General features: G+C 64.3%; 16 protein-coding genes. 5 read left to right on the forward strand and 11 right to left on the reverse strand.

What is annotated here, in order from left to right:
- The 3 genes from AC2CQI_RS20920 (at position 1) to AC2CQI_RS20930 (ending at position 2,113) form a co-directional block, all read left to right on the forward strand.
- Positions 1-1,149, forward strand: a complete 1,149-nt coding sequence (locus tag AC2CQI_RS20920; protein ID WP_484577760.1) for an NAD(P)/FAD-dependent oxidoreductase — start codon at positions 1-3, stop codon at positions 1,147-1,149.
- Positions 1,150-1,336: 187 nt separating this feature from the next.
- Positions 1,337-1,609, forward strand: a complete 273-nt coding sequence (locus AC2CQI_RS20925) for an HU family DNA-binding protein (protein ID WP_075805834.1) — start codon at positions 1,337-1,339, stop codon at positions 1,607-1,609.
- 132 nt (positions 1,610-1,741) lie between these two features.
- Positions 1,742-2,113 (forward strand): helicase, encoded by a 372-nt coding sequence (locus AC2CQI_RS20930; RefSeq protein ID WP_075805835.1) that lies wholly within the window; start codon positions 1,742-1,744, stop codon positions 2,111-2,113.
- A 127-nt stretch (positions 2,114-2,240) separates the two neighbouring features.
- On the opposite strand, the gene AC2CQI_RS20935 is transcribed toward AC2CQI_RS20930, so the two are convergent.
- The 6 genes from AC2CQI_RS20935 to exbB form a co-directional block, all read right to left on the reverse strand.
- Positions 2,241-3,641, reverse strand: coding sequence for an HDOD domain-containing protein (locus AC2CQI_RS20935; protein WP_484577761.1), 1,401 nt, complete (start codon positions 3,639-3,641; stop codon positions 2,241-2,243).
- Between the two features lie 79 nt (positions 3,642-3,720).
- Positions 3,721-5,799 (reverse strand): ATP-dependent DNA helicase RecG, encoded by a 2,079-nt coding sequence (recG, locus tag AC2CQI_RS20940; RefSeq protein WP_484577762.1) that lies wholly within the window; start codon positions 5,797-5,799, stop codon positions 3,721-3,723.
- 9 nt (positions 5,800-5,808) lie between these two features.
- A complete protein-coding gene (locus AC2CQI_RS20945) occupies positions 5,809-6,729 on the reverse strand; it encodes a hydrogen peroxide-inducible genes activator (protein WP_075805838.1) in 921 nt (306 codons plus the stop codon).
- 134 nt (positions 6,730-6,863) lie between these two features.
- Positions 6,864-7,604: an energy transducer TonB gene (locus AC2CQI_RS20950; RefSeq protein ID WP_075805839.1), complete on the reverse strand. Its 741-nt coding sequence runs from the start codon at positions 7,602-7,604 to the stop codon at positions 6,864-6,866.
- Positions 7,601-8,029, reverse strand: a complete 429-nt coding sequence (gene exbD, locus AC2CQI_RS20955; RefSeq protein WP_075805840.1) for a TonB system transport protein ExbD — start codon at positions 8,027-8,029, stop codon at positions 7,601-7,603. The genes AC2CQI_RS20950 and exbD overlap by 4 nt, the downstream gene beginning before the upstream one ends.
- Before the next feature lie 3 nt (positions 8,030-8,032).
- Positions 8,033-9,031, reverse strand: coding sequence for a tonB-system energizer ExbB (exbB, locus tag AC2CQI_RS20960; protein WP_484577763.1), 999 nt, complete (start codon positions 9,029-9,031; stop codon positions 8,033-8,035).
- 197 nt (positions 9,032-9,228) lie between these two features.
- On the opposite strand from exbB, the gene AC2CQI_RS20965 reads away from it, so the two are divergent.
- Positions 9,229-10,089, forward strand: a complete 861-nt coding sequence (locus tag AC2CQI_RS20965) for an NAD-dependent epimerase/dehydratase family protein (protein ID WP_484577764.1) — start codon at positions 9,229-9,231, stop codon at positions 10,087-10,089.
- A gap of 107 nt (positions 10,090-10,196) precedes the next feature.
- Here AC2CQI_RS20965 and AC2CQI_RS20970 read toward each other — a convergent pair whose 3' ends face one another.
- From AC2CQI_RS20970 to AC2CQI_RS20990, 5 genes are all read right to left on the reverse strand, one after another.
- Positions 10,197-10,934 carry a hypothetical protein gene (locus AC2CQI_RS20970; protein ID WP_075805843.1) on the reverse strand — a complete coding sequence of 246 codons (738 nt, stop codon included), beginning with the start codon at positions 10,932-10,934 and terminating at the stop codon, positions 10,197-10,199.
- Between the two features lie 56 nt (positions 10,935-10,990).
- On the reverse strand, positions 10,991-11,371 hold the full coding sequence (locus AC2CQI_RS20975; RefSeq protein ID WP_330072809.1) for a RidA family protein: 381 nt from the start codon (positions 11,369-11,371) through the stop codon (positions 10,991-10,993).
- Positions 11,372-11,394: 23 nt separating this feature from the next.
- Complete coding sequence (spoT, locus tag AC2CQI_RS20980) at positions 11,395-13,506, reverse strand: bifunctional GTP diphosphokinase/guanosine-3',5'-bis pyrophosphate 3'-pyrophosphohydrolase (RefSeq protein WP_075805844.1); 2,112 nt, start codon at positions 13,504-13,506, stop codon at positions 11,395-11,397.
- Positions 13,507-13,566: 60 nt separating this feature from the next.
- Entirely contained in the window at positions 13,567-13,830 is a 264-nt protein-coding gene (gene rpoZ / locus AC2CQI_RS20985) for a DNA-directed RNA polymerase subunit omega (RefSeq protein ID WP_075805845.1), read from the reverse strand.
- A 168-nt stretch (positions 13,831-13,998) separates the two neighbouring features.
- Positions 13,999-14,871: a LysR family transcriptional regulator gene (locus AC2CQI_RS20990; protein WP_484577765.1), complete on the reverse strand. Its 873-nt coding sequence runs from the start codon at positions 14,869-14,871 to the stop codon at positions 13,999-14,001.
- Positions 14,872-15,076: 205 nt separating this feature from the next.
- On the opposite strand from AC2CQI_RS20990, the gene AC2CQI_RS20995 reads away from it, so the two are divergent.
- The gene (locus AC2CQI_RS20995) at positions 15,077-16,459 is read left to right on the forward strand and encodes a glutamine synthetase family protein (protein WP_075805847.1); all 1,383 of its coding nucleotides are present in this window, start codon (positions 15,077-15,079) and stop codon (positions 16,457-16,459) included.

The following is a 16,459-nucleotide window of genomic DNA, read 5'->3' on the forward strand; positions in this document are numbered from 1 at the left end:
ATGACCGATCCCGTCGTGATAATCGGCACCGGGCTGGCGGGCTACAACCTCGCCCGCGAATTTCGCAAGCTCGATGGCGAGACGCCGTTGCTGCTGATCACTGCGGATGACGGCCGCTCCTATTCCAAGCCGATGCTGTCCACCGGCTTCGCCAAGAACAAGGACGCCGACGGCCTGAGCATGGCCGAGCCGGGGGCCATGGCCGAGCAGCTCAAGGCCGAGGTCCGCACCCACACGCGTATCAGCGGCATCGATCCGGGACACAAGCGCCTGTGGATCGGCGAGGAGCAGGTGCGCTACCGCGACCTGGTGCTGGCCTGGGGCGCGGAAACCGTGCGTGTGCCGATGGAAGGCGATGGTGTCGATGCGGTGTTCCCGATCAACGATCTGGAAGACTACGCGCGCTTCCGTGCCGCTGCTGCCGGCAAGCGTCGGGTATTGATTCTCGGTGCCGGCCTGATCGGCTGCGAATTCGCCAACGACATGAGCCTGGGCGGCTTCGAGGTGGACGTGGTGGCGCCGTGCGAGCAGGTCATGCCGACCTTGCTGCACCCGGCGGCCGCAGCGGCCGTCCAGGGCGGCCTCGAAGGCCTGGGTGTGCGTTTCCATCTCGGGCCGGTGCTGACCCGCCTGCTGCGGGCGAGCGAAGGGCTTGAGGCGCACCTGTCGGACGGTTCGGTGATTGCCTGCGATCTGGTGGTTTCGGCGGTCGGCCTGCGGCCACGTACCGACCTGGCTGGCGCTGCCGGCCTGCGGATCAACCGTGGAGTGGTGGTGGACCGGCAACTGCGCACGTCCCACGCCAATATCTTCGCCTTGGGCGACTGTGCCGAGGTCGATGGCCTTAATCTGCTTTACGTCATGCCGCTGATGACCAGTGCGCGTGCGTTGGCACAGACCCTGGCGGGCAACCCTACCGCAGTCGCCTATGGCCCGATGCCGATCACGGTGAAGACCCCGGTCTGTCCACTGGTGGTGTCGCCGCCGCCCCTTGGCAACGAAGGCACATGGAGCGTGGAAGGCCAGGGCAGCGACCTGAAAGTGCTCTGCCACGATGCTCAGGGCCAGTTGCTCGGCTATGCCCTGACCGGGAGTGCGGTCATGGAGAAACTAGCGCTCAATCGCCAGCTTCCGGCCCTGCTGGCGTAAATACCGGTCGTTCTGTCGGATTTACCCTTCTATTGCCCGCCCAATGGCCGCGTCGAGACTGGCGCGGCCCTTGGCGGCGTGCCATCCTCACTTCCGTCTGCCGCAGACTAGAGCCTGCGGTGCCTTGGGCGCTGCCTTGAAGGGCAGCACGGCATAACAACAAAAATTCCGTCAAAGAGGCTTCACCATGCGTAAATCCGAAATCGCCGCAACCATTTCCGAGAAGGCCGATCTCACCAAGGATCAGGCCGGTCGCGTACTGAATGTCGTCCTGGATGAAATCAGCCATGCGCTGAGCAAAGGCGACAGCGTGACGCTCGTGGGTTTTGGTACCTTCGAAAAACGCCACCGCGGCGCTCGCACCGGCAAGAACCCGCAAACCGGCGAACCGGTGAAAATCAAGGCCAGCAATACCGTGGCGTTCAAGCCAGGCAAGGCCCTCAAGGAAAGCGTCAACTGATAGCGTGATCCATCGAATGCAGTCAAGACGGGCATCCTGGGGATGCCCGTTTTGTTTTGCGGGATCAGTAGCTTTCGTTCACTAAAAGGATAAACTGCGCGCCGGCAGTCACTTTTTCACCGAGGCGCATTCATGAAGTTCCGCTTTCTCCTTTGGGCCATGGGGCTGTTGATGGCCCGGGCCAGTCGCAAGAACCCGGCGTTCCAGCAGCAACTCAAGGACAAGGACCTGGTGTTCCAGTTGCAGACCCTGGACGGCAAGGTCGCCCGTCACTTCGTGGTCAAGGACAGCCGTATCCGCAGCAGCGGCGGTACGCACCCGGCACCGGCCTTTGCCATTGCGTTCAAGGACGCGGCGTTTGGTTTCGAGACGCTGCAGGCGAAGAACAAGCAGCTGGCGTTCATGCAGGGGATTCAGGACAAGACCATCCAGATCAAGGGCAATCCGGCGCTGGTGATCTGGTTCCAGGGGTTGATGAAGTACCTGAAACCGAAGAAGAAGTAAGACTTTCTGGTATGGGGTGTGGCTGATGGCCTCATCGCTGGCAAGCCAGCTCCCACAGGGACCGCGTGCACCGCTGAACCTGTGGGAGCTGGCTTGCCAGCGATGAGGCCATCAGCGGCACAGCCAATCAGTGCTGGCTGAACTGCGAAGCCAGCTCGCGCAGCATCACTTCCGCTTCCAGCACCTTGTTCACCACGTCCTCGGCCTTTTCACGGCTGATGCTCAGGCGCTCGAGCAATTCATCCGGAATCGCCTCATCCGGCCCCGAGCCGATGCCCCGGGCGCGCAGCAGGCGCACCGACAGGCATACCAGGTTGGCGAACGGCGAGTGGTCGCCGGCGTAGTGCGGGTCGTTCTGGAAGCGCAGCGCAGTGGCCAGCTCATCCGGCATGTCCCAGAAACGCATCAGCCAGGCGCCGATCTGCTCGCGGCTGATACCCAGCAGGTGCTGCTCGACATAGCTGTGGCAGACATGCGGGTTGACCTCCAGGTGCCGGCAGATCAGCGAGAAGTGCGGCGGGAAGACGTGGGCCAGCAGCAGGTAGCCGAAGTTGTGCAGCAGGCCCGCCAGGTAGGTCAGGCCGGCTTCGGGACGTTCGGCCCGCGGCATGGCCCGAGTCAGCCCCTCAATCACCGCAGCGGTGTAGATCGATTGCTGCCAGTACGGCGTGGTGTGTTGCGGGTGGTCCTTGGGCAGGCTGAGGGTCTTGCCCAGGGCCAGGCCCAGTGCGAGGTTGATCACCAGGTCGAAACCGAGCACGCGGACGATGGCATCTTCCACCGAGCGGATCTTGCCGGGCGAAGCGTAGTACGGCGAAGCCGCCCAACTGACCACCTGGGCCGCCAGCGCCGGGTCGGTTTCCACCACGCCGGTGATGTCGTCGATGGTGGCGTTGGGGTCGACCCGCAGCTTGATGATCTTCTGCGCCGTCTCGGCCAGCGGTGGAATCTCGATGGTCGATTCCAGGCGCTGCTGGATGCGCCGCGCGGTGAACGCCTGGACCGCCTGGGTGATCTCGTCGCGGTCATCCAGCGGACGGTCCAGGTTCGGATGGATCTTGCTCAGCAGCTCGCCGAACTGGCCGGCGCTGGCCTTGCTGAGCATCTTGCGGAAGTCGTCGCGCTCGATTTCCAGGAGCAACCCGGCTTCACCCGACTGCACCAGCAGGGCGTCTGGCTTGAGCAGGCTTTCTTCGTAGAGGCAGGGTGAACTGGTCAGCGCCGGGATGCCGGGCAGGATCTTCAGGCCATGCTTGTCGAGCATGCTCTGCAGGCGCTCCAGCGGCACGGCGGCCAGCTTGCGCCCGGTCAGCTCGGTGAGGCGGCTGAGGTCGAGCAGCTGGCTCTGCGGGAACAGCACCATCAGCGCGCCGACCGTGTCGTCGAGCAGGACGGCCTGAACGCGGGTTTCTGGCGGCAACTGCGGATGATCGGCGACTTCGCGGTAGGCGATACCCAGCTTTTCGAGCAGCAGCCGGATAACAGACGGAACCTGTGGGGTTGCAGTATCGAGGGCAACTTCAATCATGGTCTGTATCCAAATTCTTCACAGTGGCGAGATTATAACCAGCTTGACCGGCGGCCTGGATCCAATTCCGCCGAATTCGTCACACCTGGCCGTATTGTTGGCCGTGACGCAGCCAGCGCTCCAGGAGCGGGCTGACGTGGTCGGGCCAGCGTGCCAGCAGGGCCTGGGCTGCGTCGCGCACGGCGGGCAGCAGGTCGGCGTCGCGCATCAGGTCGGCGACCTTGAATTGCAGCAGGCCGGTCTGGCGGGTGCCGAGCATTTCCCCGGGGCCGCGCAGCTCCAGGTCCTTCTCGGCGATGACGAAACCATCATTGGTTTCGCGCATGATCCCCAGGCGTTCGCGGCCGATCTGCGACAGCGGCGGGTGGTAGAGCAGCACGCAGTGGCTCACTGCGCTGCCGCGTCCGACCCGGCCGCGCAACTGGTGCAGCTGGGCCAGGCCCAGGCGCTCGGGGTTTTCGATGATCATCAGGCTGGAATTGGGCACGTCCACGCCCACCTCGATCACCGTCGTGGCCACCAGCAATTGCAGGCGGCCTTCCTTGAATTCAGCCATGACCGCGGCTTTTTCCGCGGCTTTCATGCGGCCGTGGATCAGCCCCACGCGCAGTTCGCCCAAGGCGCTGGAAAGCTCTTCGAAGGTGGTCTCGGCGGCCTGGCAGGTCAGTTCCTCGGACTCTTCGATCAGGGTACACACCCAATAGGCCTGGCGCCCTTCGGCACAGGCGGCGCGGACCCGCTCGACCACTTCGAAGCGCCGGCTGTCGGCGACCAGCACGGTATTCACCGGGGTCCGGCCGGGGGGCAGTTCGTCGAGGATCGAGGTGTCGAGGTCGGCGTAGGCGCTCATCGCCAGGGTCCGCGGTATCGGCGTAGCGGTCATGATCAACTGGTGCGGGCAGAAGCGCCCGCCCACGCCTTTCTGGCGCAGCGCCAGGCGCTGCTGCACACCGAAGCGGTGCTGTTCGTCGATGATCGCCAGGGCGAGGTTGTGGAATTTCACCTCTTCCTGGAACAGGGCATGGGTACCGACCACCATCGGCGTACCGGTGGCGATCTGTTCCAGCGCGGCGACGCGGGCCTTGCCCTTGAGCTTGCCGGCCAGCCAGGCGACTTCAATGCCCAGCGGCTCCAGCCAGCGCTTGAAGGTGATGAAGTGCTGCTCGGCGAGAATCTCGGTGGGCGCCATCAGCGCCACCTGGTAACCGGCTTCCAGCGCCTGCAGGGCGGCGAGGGCGGCGACCACGGTCTTGCCGGCGCCGACATCGCCCTGCACCAGGCGCAGCATGGGTTCCTGCTGGCTCAGGTCGTAGGCGATCTCGTTGCCGACGCGCTGCTGCGCGCCAGTGGGCGGGAAGCCCAGGTTGGCGAGGAATTGCTGGGGCAGGTGCCTGGCTTTCGGCAGTACCGGTGCACGCAGCGAACGCATGCTTTCACGCAGGCGCTGCTGCGACAGTTGATGGGTCAGCAGTTCTTCGAAGGCCAGGCGGTGCTGGGCCCAGTGCTGGCCTTCGGCGAGTTCGTCGACATCGGCGTCCGCCGGTGGCTGGTGCAGGTAGCGGATGGCTTCGTCCAGCGGGCCGAGCTGATAGTCCCGGGCCAGCTCTTCCGGTAGCCAGTCCGGCAGGCTGCGCGGGCCGAGCATGGTCAGGGTCTGCAGGCTCAGCTGGCGCAGGCGCTGCTGGGTCAGGCCCTCGGTGGTCGGGTAGATCGGCGTCAGGGTCTGGTCCACCGGGGGCGGTGGTTCGTTGCCGTTGAGCACACGGTATTCCGGGTGGTAGATCTCCAGGCCCGAGGCACCGGGCCGCGCTTCGCCGTAGCAGCGCACGTGGGTGCCGCGCTTGAGCGCGTCCTTCTGCGCCATGCTGAAGTGGTAAAAGCGCAGGCTGAGCACGCCGCTGCCGTCACCCATGCGCACCACCAGGCTGCGGCGCTTGCCCATGACCACGTCGGCGCCGCTGACCACACCCTCGATCACCGCGTCCTGGCCCGGGCGCAAGGCGCCGATGGGCACTACGCGGGTGCGGTCCTGATAGCGCAGGGGCAGGTGGAACAGCACGTCCTGGAGGTTTTCCAGGCCGACCTTGGCCAGTTTCTCGGCAAGGGCTTCGCCTACGCCTTTCAGTGCCGTGACCGACACATGGGACAACTCGGTCATGACAACGACCTACTCGCTCGCGGGCGGCTTGGCCACGGAGCAGAGGCGGATCGAGTCGGCAAGGATCTCGATGGCCTTGGGCCGCGGGAAGCTGGCGCGCCAGGCGATGGCCACGGTGCGGAACGGCGCGGGCGCGCTCAGCGGACGCACGTCGATCACCCCCGGGGCGTAATGATGGCTGTGTACCGCCGACAGCGGCAGGATCGACACGCCCAGGCCCGAGGCGACCATATGGCGGATGGTTTCCAGCGAGCTGGACTCCACCGTGGTGTGCTTGGCGCCGTCGTTGCCCTTGCCCAGGGTCGGGCAGGCTTCCAGGACCTGGTCGCGGAAGCAGTGGCCTTCACCGAGCAGCAGCAGGCTCTTGTCGTTGAGCAGGCCGGCATCGATGGTTTTCTGCTGGGTCCACGGGTGCCCGGCGGGCATCAGCACGTAGAACGGCTCGTCGTAGAGCGGCAGGGTCAGCACGTCGGCTTCGTTGAACGGCAGGGCGATGATCACTGCGTCCAGCTCGCCGTTGCGCAGCTTGTCGCGCAGCACGTGGGTGAAGTTTTCCTCGATGTACAACGGCATCTGCGGGGCGACCCGGTGCAGTTGCGGAATCAGGTGCGGGAACAGGTAGGGACCGACGGTATAGATCGCCCCGACCTTGAGCGGCGCGGTCAGCTGGTTCTTGCCGGCCTGGGCCAGTTCGCGGATGCCCTGGGCCTGCTCGAGGACCTTCTGCGCCTGGGCGACGATGCTCTCGCCGACCGGGGTCAGGCGCACCGCGCTCTTGCTGCGCTCGAAGATCAGTACGCCCAGCTCGTCCTCCAGCTTTTTCACGCCCACCGACAGCGTCGGCTGGCTGACATGGCAGCGCTCGGCGGCATGGCCGAAGTGCTGTTCCTGGGCAAGGGTGACGATGTAGCGCAATTCTGTGAGGGTCATAACTGGCGTCCGTGAAGTAGCGGCCCCAGCATAGCGGCTGCAACCGATAGACGCACGTTATCAGACTTGTGCGTGTGCGACAGAAACGATGATTGGCCAAAAACTTTGGGGCCGCGTTGCGGCCCCAGTTTGGCTTAGCGCCGGTTCTTCTCGAGAGAGAAGACGAACGGTGCCTTCAGGTCGATGACGCCGTTGGTCAGGATATCCTTCGGCGGCGCGGGCAGCGGTTGCGCCCTGCGGATCATTTCCAGGGTCGCGCGGTCCAGCGAGGCACTGCCGGACTTGCCGACCAGCTCGTAGGACACCACGCGGCCTTCGGAGTCGACCACGAAGCGCAGCTGGGTGATACCGGTCTGGCCGCGGCGACGCGCATCTTCCGGATAGCGCTTGAACTTGGCCAGGTGGTTCAGCAGCTCGCTCTGCCAGGTTGCCTTGGCCTGGCTGTTGCTCGGCACGCTCGGCGCCGGAGCAGCCGATTTGGTGGCTGGCGCCGGGCTTGGCGGGGCGTCGGCAACTTCCTGCTCGACCGGTTTCTCCTTCGGCTCTTCCTTCTGCTCAGGCTTGGGCGGTTGTGGCTTGGCCTTCGGCTTGGCAGGCTTGGGAATCGCGATCTTCGGTTTCGGCGCCTCGACCAGCTTCGGCAGCGGCGGTTCTTCCACCGGTGCCGGTGGCTGTGGCGGCGTCACCACCTGGGGCGGTGGTGGCGGTGCCGGCTCCGGCATCGGTGGCATTGCGATCATCATGGCCGCAGGCGGCAATTCGATAGCCTCTGGCCGGGACCAGTTCAGGGTCAGCGCAATGGCGATGGCATGCACCGCCAGCACAAGAAACAGGCTACCGCCATAACGCCCCAGCTTGTACCGGGTCTCGATCATTTCTTCGCTGCCGTCTCAAGCCCGACCAGGCCGACCTTGAGGTAGCCGGCGGCGCGCAGAATGTTCATGACGTCCATCAGATCGCCGTAGTCCACGCCCTTGTCGGCCTGGAAGAAGATCGTGGTTTCCTTGTCGCCCTTGGTCTTGGCATCCAGCATCGGACCCAGTTGGTCGTGCTGCTGGACCAGTTCTTCACCGAGGTAAAGCTTCTGGTCGGCCTTGACGCTGAGGAACACCGGTTTTTCCGGCCGGGGCGCGGGTTTCGCCGTCGAGGCGGGCAGGTCGACCTTGATGTCGACCGTCGCCAGCGGTGCCGCGACCATGAAGATGATCAGCAGCACCAGCATCACGTCGATGAACGGCGTTACGTTGATTTCGTGGTTCTCGGCGAGATCGTCGCCACCTTCATTAAGATGCAGGCCCATGGCTTACCCCACTTTCACCATGTGCGGCTGAGCGGAACGCTCGCCTGGCTGGTGGTCCAGATCGCGGCTGACCAGCAGCAGGACCTGCGCCGAGGCGTCGGAAACCTGGGCCTTGTAGCCGGCGATGGAACGGGCGAAGACGTTGTAGATCACCACGGCCGGGATGGCTGCGACCAGGCCCAGGGCGGTGGCCAGCAGGGCTTCGGCGATACCCGGGGCGACCACGGCGAGGTTGGTGGTCTGGGTCTTGGCGATGCCGATGAAGCTGTTCATGATGCCCCACACGGTGCCGAACAGACCGACGAACGGTGCAGTGGAACCGATGGTGGCGAGGACGCCGGTGCCGCTGGACATGTTGCGGCCGCTGGCGGCTACCAGGCGCTCCAGGCGGAAGCTGACGCGCTCCTTGATGCCTTCTTTCTCGCGGGCGTTGGCCGAGAGGTGCATTTCCTCGAGGGCATCGTGGATCAGCACATGGGCCAGGGTGCCCGGCTTGTCGGCCTTGTCGGCGGCGTCCTTGAGCGAAACGGACTTCTTCAGTGCGGCGATTTCACCACGCAGACGGCGTTTGGCACCCAGCAGCTCGAAGCCTTTGGCGATCCAGATGGTCCAGGTAATGATCGAGGCGATGGCCAGGCCGATCATCACCGCTTTGACCACCACGTCGGCGTTCTGGTACATGCCCCATGGCGACAGGTCGTGGCCCATGCCGAGGGTGGTGTCTTCAGCCAGAGGCTCGCCGTCCGCATTCAGGGGCTCGGCTGCGCCTTCCACTGGCGCTGCGGCCGGATCGACCGGAGCGGCGGCGGCTTGTTCTGCACCTGGAGCGGCAGCTTCTGCGCTCGGGTTCGCTGGAGCGGCGGCGGCGGCAGGTGCTGCCGGAGCTGCCGTTGGCTCTTCAGCCATCGCGGCGGGTGCCAGCAGCAGGCTGAACATCAGCGCTGCGATGGCGCGCAGGGCGCGCGACGTGGTTGGCGAAGCGGAAGGTTGGATGCGTGTCATGCTGGCCGGACCTGATGAAGAAGAATGAGTGGATGCTCTTCAGGGCCTCGAAACAGGCCGAGAACAGAAAAATGGGCGGCCATTATTGCAAGTAATTCTTGTTAGCAGAAGTAATAAAGTAGCTTTTTTTACTTCGATCGCTAGCCGCCTATCGATTTTGCCGGGATAGTTCAGCCTTTGATTACGGGAGTTTCAGCATGTCAGCACCTTCGGTTCTGGTAGTCGGCTGCGGCGATGTCGGGGGCCGACTGGCCACGCAATTGCTGGCGGGCGGCTGGGCGGTGAGTGGTTTGCGGCGCAACGCCAGCGCGGTGCCGGCGGGCGTCACGGCCATTGCTGCTGACCTTGAACAGCGCGAAATTCCGGCAGATTGGCCGACGATCGCCCCCGATTACCTGGTCTATTGCGTTGCGGCGAGCCAACACGACGAGCCGGGTTATCGCTCGGCCTATGTCGAGGGGCTGCGCAATGTGCTGGCTTGGCTCGCCGAGCGTGGACAGAAGCCGCGGCGCCTGCTGTTCGTCTCCAGCAGCAGCGTGTTTGCGCAGAAGGACGGGGAGTGGATCGACGAAACCGCCGAGACCACGCCACAAGAATATTCCGGGCGGGTAATGCTGGAAGCCGAGCGTCTGGCGCTGGACAGCGGGATTCCGGCCAGTGTCGTGCGGTTGACCGGGATCTACGGACCGGGTCGTGAGTGGCTGCTGAGCCAGGTTCGGCAGGGTTATCGGGTGACGGAAGAGCCGCCGCTGTACGGCAACCGCATCCATGCCGAGGATGCCGCCGGGTTGTTGGCCTTCCTGCTGCGTGCCGATCACGATGGGCGGGCGCTGGATGCCTGCTATATCGGCGTGGACGATGCGCCGGCGCCGTTGGCCGAGGTGGTGGCCTGGCTGCGTGAGTACATGGGGGTTACCGAGTGGTCGGAGCAGCAGCGGGTGCGGCGGACTGGTAGTAAACGCTGTAGTAATGCCCGTGCCCGGGCGTTGGGCTGGGCCCCGACCTATCCGAGCTACCGCGAGGGCTACGCCGCGATCCTCGAGAGCCAAAAGCCCTAAAGCACGACGCGGCCCCCTGTGGGAGCTGGCTTGCCAGCGATAGCTATGGTGAATTCACTACAGTAATCGCTGGCAAGCCAGCTCCCACAGGGTCCGCGTCGCGGGTGTTATTTGCGCTCGAGCAACCAGCGCCGGGCCCCCGGGCGCAGTTCCGGCATCTCATCCGGCCGCGCTTCGTTGACGGCCTGGAAGATCTCCAGCTGCTTGCCGTCACGCTTGAAGATCCACGGGTTGCCTTGCTGATTGCGCTCCAGCCACATGCTGTCGTACTTGCCGGTCATGGTCGCGCAATCGCCGGCCAGGCACAGGGCATAGCGATCGAGGTTGGGCAGGCCGTCGAGGCTGCCGTTATCCCGGAAGCGCACGGTGCCGCCCAGGCCCGGGCCGTCGAGGACGCGCCAGTCGCCTTTCATGTAGGCGCCGTACAGCGCCTTCTCGAAAATCGCGCCCGGCGGAACATCAGGATCGATTTCGTTGGTATTGCGCTGGAAACGCTGCTCCGGCGCCCATTCGCTGCTCGCCTGGACCAGTTCCTTGCCGTCCAGCTCGAGGTTCTCCACCTGGTCGCCTTCCAACTGCACTTGCCAGTGGTCCTCGTCGATGGCCTTCAGACGGCCCTCGACCAGCTCGAAACCGTTGCTGTAACTGGCCTGGCCCGCGGCAATATTGACCTTCCACTCGAAGTTCGGACCGTTGCGCTCCAGCGCGTAGCGCAGGCCGGTGCCCTTGGAGGCAGCATCGATCGCGGCCTGGTTGATCCAGATGCCGTTGTAGTCTTCGGGTTTGTGGCTGGCGCAGCCGCCCAGCAGTGCGGCAACCAGGGAAAGGGCAAGCGCGTGGCGCATGACGGGGTCCTTCAGGATAAAGATGCGGCGAACCGGACGGCTCGCCGCAGGGGGTATTACTCGAGTACCAGGATAGCGTCCATCTCGACCTGCGAACCGCGTGGCAGGGCGGCAACGCCGATGGCCGCACGGGCAGGGTATGGCTGCTCGAAGTAGCGGCCCATGACTTCGTTGACCTTGGCGAAGTGGCCTAGGTCGGTCAGGAAGATGTTCAGCTTGACGATGTCCTTGAAGGAACCGCCAGCCGCTTCGGCCACCGCCTTGAGGTTCTCGAACACCTGGACGGTCTGGGCTTCGAAGCCCTCTACCAGCTCCATGGTCTTCGGATCGAGGGGGATCTGGCCCGACATGTAGACGGTGTTGCCAGCCTTGATCGCCTGGGAGTAGGTGCCGATGGCGGCAGGTGCCTTGTCGCTGTTGATGACGGTCTTGGTCATGGTGACTCCTTGCAAGGGAAGGGCTACGCGCGCATGCGGGTGATTCGGATGACCCCCGTCAGCGCACGCAGTTTCTTGATCACGCGGGCCAGGTGCACGCGGTCGTGCACGCTGACCACCAACTGGACGACGCTGATGCGGCCATCACGCTCATCCATGCTGATTTTCTCGATGTTGCCATCGGCGGCGTTGACGCTGCTGGCCAGCAGGGCAATCAGGCCGCGCTGGTGTTCCAGCTCGACGCGCAGTTCGACGTTGAACTCGCCGGTGACGTCCTTGGCCCAGGACAACTGGATGCACTTTTCCGGGTTGTGGCGGATTTCGCTGATGTTCCGGCAGTTCTCCAGGTGCACCACCATGCCCTTGCCCGCCGACAGGTGACCGACGATCGGGTCCCCCGGGATCGGCGTGCAGCACTTGGCGTAGCTCAGCACCAGACCTTCGGTGCCGCGGATCGCCAGCGGACCTTCCGGGTTCGGCAACTGCTCGCCCTCGGTGGACAGCAGGCGGCGGGCGACCACGTAGGCCATGCGGTTGCCCAGGCCGATGTCTTCCAGCAGGTCTTCGATCAGTTCCAGACGGTACTCGGCGAGCATCGCCTGGATGCGCTCCTGCGGAATCTTGTCGAGGGCGCTGTCGAAACCGTTGAGCACCTTGTTCAGCAGGCGTTCGCCGAGGTTGATCGACTCGGAACGGCGCTGCAGCTTGAGCGCGTGGCGAATGTGCGTGCGTGCCTTGCCGGTGACCACGAAGTTGAGCCAGGCCGGGTTCGGCCGGGCGCCCGGGGCGCTGACGATCTCGACGGTGGAGCCGCTTTGCAGCGGTTCCGACAGCGGCGCCAGGCGGCGGTTGATGCGGCAGGCGATGCAGCTGTTGCCGACGTCGGTGTGCACCGCGTAGGCGAAGTCGACCGCGGTGGAACCTTTGGGTAGCTCCATGATGCGGCCCTTGGGCGTGAACACGTAGACCTCGTCCGGGAACAGGTCGATCTTCACGCTCTCGATGAATTCGAGGGAGTTGCCCGCACGTTGCTGCAGTTCCAGCACGCCCTTGACCCACTGCCGTGCGCGGGCGTGGGTGCCGCCTTTCGGCTTCTCGTCATCGCTGGACTTGTACAGCCAGTGCGCGGCGATGCCGTTGTTGGCCATCTCTTCCATCTCGCGGGTGCGAATCTGGATCTCGATGGGCACGCCATGCATGCCGAACAGGGTGGTATGCAGCGACTGGTAGCCGTTGGCCTTGGGGATCGCGATGTAGTCCTTGAAGCGCCCGGGCAGCGGCTTGTACAGGTTGTGCACGGCGCCAAGCACGCGGTAGCAGGTGTCGACCTTGTCGACGATGATGCGGAACGCGTAGACATCCATGATCTCGTTGAAGGCGCGGCGCTTGCCGCGCATCTTCTTGTAGATGCCATAGATGTGCTTCTGCCGGCCGCTGACCTCGCCTTCGATACCGTCGACGGCCAGGCAGTGGCTCAGCGACTCCTCGATCTTGTTGACGATTTCCTTGCGGTTGCCACGGGCGCGCTTGACCGCCTGGTAGATGCGCGCCGAGCGCATCGGGTACATCGCCTTGAAGCCCAGGTCCTCGAACTCGATGCGCACGCTGTGCATGCCGAGGCGGTTGGCGATCGGGGCGTAGATCTCGAGGGTTTCCTTGGCGATGCGCCGGCGCTTTTCGCCGGACAGCACTTCCAGGGTGCGCATGTTGTGCAGGCGGTCGGCCAGCTTGACCAGGATCACGCGGATATCCCGGGCCATGGCCATGGCCATCTTCTGGAAGTTTTCCGCCTGGGCCTCGGCCTTGGTCTCGAAGTTCATCTGGGTCAGCTTGCTGACGCCATCGACGAGCTCGGCGACGGTCTCGCCAAACTGCGAACTGAGGGCTTCCTTGGCGATGCCGGTGTCTTCGATCACGTCGTGCAGCATGGCCGCCATCAGGCTCTGATGGTCCATGTGCATGTCGGCGAGGATGCTGGCGACCGCCAGCGGATGCGTGACGTACGCCTCGCCGCTGCGGCGGCGCTGGCCGTCGTGGGCCTGCTCGGCGTAGAAATAGGCCCGGCGGACCAGGTTGACCTGGTCTGGACCCAGATAGGTCGATAGGCGATCGGCGAGGGCGTCTATGCTCGGCAAGATTCGACCTCCTGCCGAGGATAGGGGACCCGCGCCGTACAACGTCGACCAGGCATGGACTTAGACGGCCTCGTTGGCCTCGTCCTCGAAGGTCGGGAAGACCGGGTCTTCGGTGACGATATCTTCGGCGGCGATGAACTCGGGGGTGACGATACCTTCGGCGATTTCACGCAGCGCTACGACGGTAGGCTTGTCGTTTTCCCACGCCACACGTGGCTCTTTGCCGCCGGTCGCCAGTTGACGGGCACGCTTGGTGGACAGCATGACCAGCTCAAAACGGTTATCAACGTGTTCCAGGCAGTCTTCAACGGTTACGCGGGCCATGGTGTTCCTCGAATAGCGAATGCGGTGTTCTGCCCAAAGGTGGGCGAGTGGACTCGGCAGTTTAAAAAATAACCAGCCTTTAGGGAAGCGCTGTTTTCGGCCGCGAGCCCGGAATAGGCTGACGATACCTACTTGTAAGCGTCTATTTCAATAGTCTTCATCTATTGCTCAGATCAATGCATTGCGCAAGCGCGGCGTGAGCTCGTCGAACAGGGTCTGCACCGAGCGCAGGGCCCGGCAATCCGGACGGGTCAGCAGCCACAACTGGGTGTCGCAGCCGGGCAGGGCATCGCTCAGTTGCGAGACGCCGGGCAGGGTATGGGCCATGTAGTCCGGGAGTGCCGCCACGCCCAGGCCGGCGCCGACCATCTGGGCGATCGAGGAGATCCCGCTGCAGCGGTAGCGCGGCAGTACGCCTGGAAATTTCTCGCTACGCCAGACCACGGTGGGGTGGTCCTGCATGGAATCGTCGGGGGCGATCCACGGCACGCTGGCCGGGTTTTCCTCCAGGCGCGGGCGAAACTCCTCACGGCCGGAGATGACGTATGACGCCGAGCCCAGGCAGCGTCCTACGAGATGCTCGGGCGGGGCGTTGGTCAGGCGCAGGGCCAGGTCGGCATCCCGCCGGCTGAGGTTGGCGAAGGTGTTGGAGGTGGCCAGTTCCAGGGTCAGCGCCGGATAGGCCGGCATGAATTCGGCCAGGGCCGGCAGCAGCAGGCTGTGCAGCACGGCGTCGGTGCAGGTCAGACGCACCGTGCCGCTGACCACTTGCTCGCCATGGGCCAGGGCCACCCGCGCCGCGTCCAGCGCCTGTTCGGCACGCTCGGCCTGCTCGGCCAGGGCCTGGGCGGTGCCGGTGGGGATATAGCCCTTGCGGCTCTTCACGAACAACGCCGTACCCAGCGCCGCCTCCATCCGCCGGATCGAGCGGAACACCGTGGAAACGTCGACCTTGAGCAGTTCCGCCGCCTTTGCCAGGGAGCGACCGCGGACCAAGGCGAGAACCAGGGAGAGGTCGGCATGGCTGATCTGATATTGCATCGGTGCACTCTTCGCTTGCCAAAACGCCAATGTCTGTTTGCGTGGAGGCCATTCTATAGTGCGGACGTGGCCGTCAAGCAAGGTTTGTCGCGCCCGCCGTTTCTTCCGATGGACTACCCGAGAACAAGACCAGCCATCGCCCCCGAATACCCGCGTTACTTCCCTACATTGCTGCCCCTATAAAAATTCCAAAGGATGCCTAGCCATGACGTCGGTCTCCCCGTGCGCCATCCCCGTTGATGAAATGGGCGAATTCCTCAAGGCCCACCCCGAGGTGCAATTCGTCGATCTGCTGATCGCCGACATGAACGGGGTCGTGCGTGGCAAGCGCATCGAGCGGGCGAGCCTGGTCAAGGTCTATGAAAAGGGCATCAACCTGCCCGCTTCGCTGTTCGCCCTGGATATCAACGGCTCCACCGTGGAAAGCACCGGCCTGGGCCTGGATATCGGCGACTCCGACCGCATCTGCTACCCGATTCCCGGCACCCTGAGCTTCGAACCCTGGCAGAAGCGCCCCACCGCGCAATTGCTGATGACCATGCACGAGCTGGATGGCACGCCGTTCTTCGCCGACCCGCGGGAAGTGCTGCGCGGCGTGGTGGAGAAGTTCGACGCCCTGGGCCTGACCATCTGCGCCGCGTTCGAGCTGGAGTTCTACCTGATCGACCAGGACAACCTCAACGGACGCCCGCAGCCGCCGCGTTCGCCGATTTCCGGCAAGCGCCCGCAATCGACCCAGGTGTACCTGATCGACGACCTCGACGAATACGTCGATTGCCTTCAGGACATGCTCGAAGCCGCCAAGGAGCAGGGCATCCCGGCTGACGCCATCGTCAAGGAAAGCGCCCCGGCACAGTTCGAGGTGAACCTGCACCACGTTGCCGATCCGATGAAGGCCTGCGACTACGCGCTGCTGCTCAAGCGGGTGATCAAGAACATCGCCTACGACCATGAAATGGACTCCACCTTCATGGCCAAGCCCTATCCGGGCCAGGCCGGCAATGGCCTGCACGTGCACATCTCGCTGCTGGACAAGGCCACCGGCAAGAACATCTTCACCAGCGAAGACCCCGAGCAGAGCGAAACCCTGCGCCACGCCATCGGCGGCGTGCTGGAAACCATGCCGGCGTCCATGGCCTTCCTTTGCCCGAACATCAACTCCTACCGCCGCTTCGGCGCCCAGTTCTACGTGCCGAATGCGCCGAGCTGGGGCCTGGACAACCGCACCGTGGCGGTCCGCGTGCCGACCGGCAGCAGCGACGCGGTACGCATCGAGCATCGGGTGGCCGGCGCCGACGCCAACCCTTACCTGATGATGGCCGCGATCCTCGCCGGCATTCACCACGGTCTGACCAACAAGATCGAGCCGGGCGCGCCGATCGAAGGCAATTCCTACGAGCAACTGGAACAGAGCCTGCCGAACAACCTGCGTGATGCCTTGCGCGAGCTGGACGACAGCGAAGTCCTGAACCAGTACATCAGCCCCGACTACATCGATATTTTCGTCGCCTGCAAGGAAAGCGAACTGGCGGAGTTCGAGGTGTCGATTTCCGACCTCGAATACAACTGGTACCTGCACACGGTCTGA

The sequence above is a fragment of the Pseudomonas sp. P2S-1 genome (assembly GCF_057197725.1).

Bases quoted from the DNA above. Each gene is read 5' to 3' on its own strand.
- AC2CQI_RS20950 (WP_075805839.1), bottom strand. From the start codon at position 7,604: ATGATCGAGACCCGGTACAAGCTGGGGCGTTATGGCGGTAGCCTGTTT.
- AC2CQI_RS20975 (WP_330072809.1), bottom strand. From the start codon at position 11,371: ATGACCAAGACCGTCATCAACAGCGACAAGGCACCTGCCGCCATCGGC.
- recG (WP_484577762.1), bottom strand. From the start codon at position 5,799: ATGACCGAGTTGTCCCATGTGTCGGTCACGGCACTGAAAGGCGTAGGC.
- AC2CQI_RS20970 (WP_075805843.1), bottom strand. From the start codon at position 10,934: ATGCGCCACGCGCTTGCCCTTTCCCTGGTTGCCGCACTGCTGGGCGGC.
- AC2CQI_RS20965 (WP_484577764.1), top strand. From the start codon at position 9,229: ATGTCAGCACCTTCGGTTCTGGTAGTCGGCTGCGGCGATGTCGGGGGC.
- AC2CQI_RS20990 (WP_484577765.1), bottom strand. From the start codon at position 14,871: ATGCAATATCAGATCAGCCATGCCGACCTCTCCCTGGTTCTCGCCTTG.
- exbB (WP_484577763.1), bottom strand. From the start codon at position 9,031: ATGACACGCATCCAACCTTCCGCTTCGCCAACCACGTCGCGCGCCCTG.
- rpoZ (WP_075805845.1), bottom strand. From the start codon at position 13,830: ATGGCCCGCGTAACCGTTGAAGACTGCCTGGAACACGTTGATAACCGT.
- AC2CQI_RS20920 (WP_484577760.1), top strand. From the start codon at position 1: ATGACCGATCCCGTCGTGATAATCGGCACCGGGCTGGCGGGCTACAAC.
- AC2CQI_RS20945 (WP_075805838.1), bottom strand. From the start codon at position 6,729: ATGACCCTCACAGAATTGCGCTACATCGTCACCCTTGCCCAGGAACAG.
- AC2CQI_RS20930 (WP_075805835.1), top strand. From the start codon at position 1,742: ATGAAGTTCCGCTTTCTCCTTTGGGCCATGGGGCTGTTGATGGCCCGG.
- AC2CQI_RS20925 (WP_075805834.1), top strand. From the start codon at position 1,337: ATGCGTAAATCCGAAATCGCCGCAACCATTTCCGAGAAGGCCGATCTC.
- AC2CQI_RS20995 (WP_075805847.1), top strand. From the start codon at position 15,077: ATGACGTCGGTCTCCCCGTGCGCCATCCCCGTTGATGAAATGGGCGAA.
- AC2CQI_RS20935 (WP_484577761.1), bottom strand. From the start codon at position 3,641: ATGATTGAAGTTGCCCTCGATACTGCAACCCCACAGGTTCCGTCTGTT.
- exbD (WP_075805840.1), bottom strand. From the start codon at position 8,029: ATGGGCCTGCATCTTAATGAAGGTGGCGACGATCTCGCCGAGAACCAC.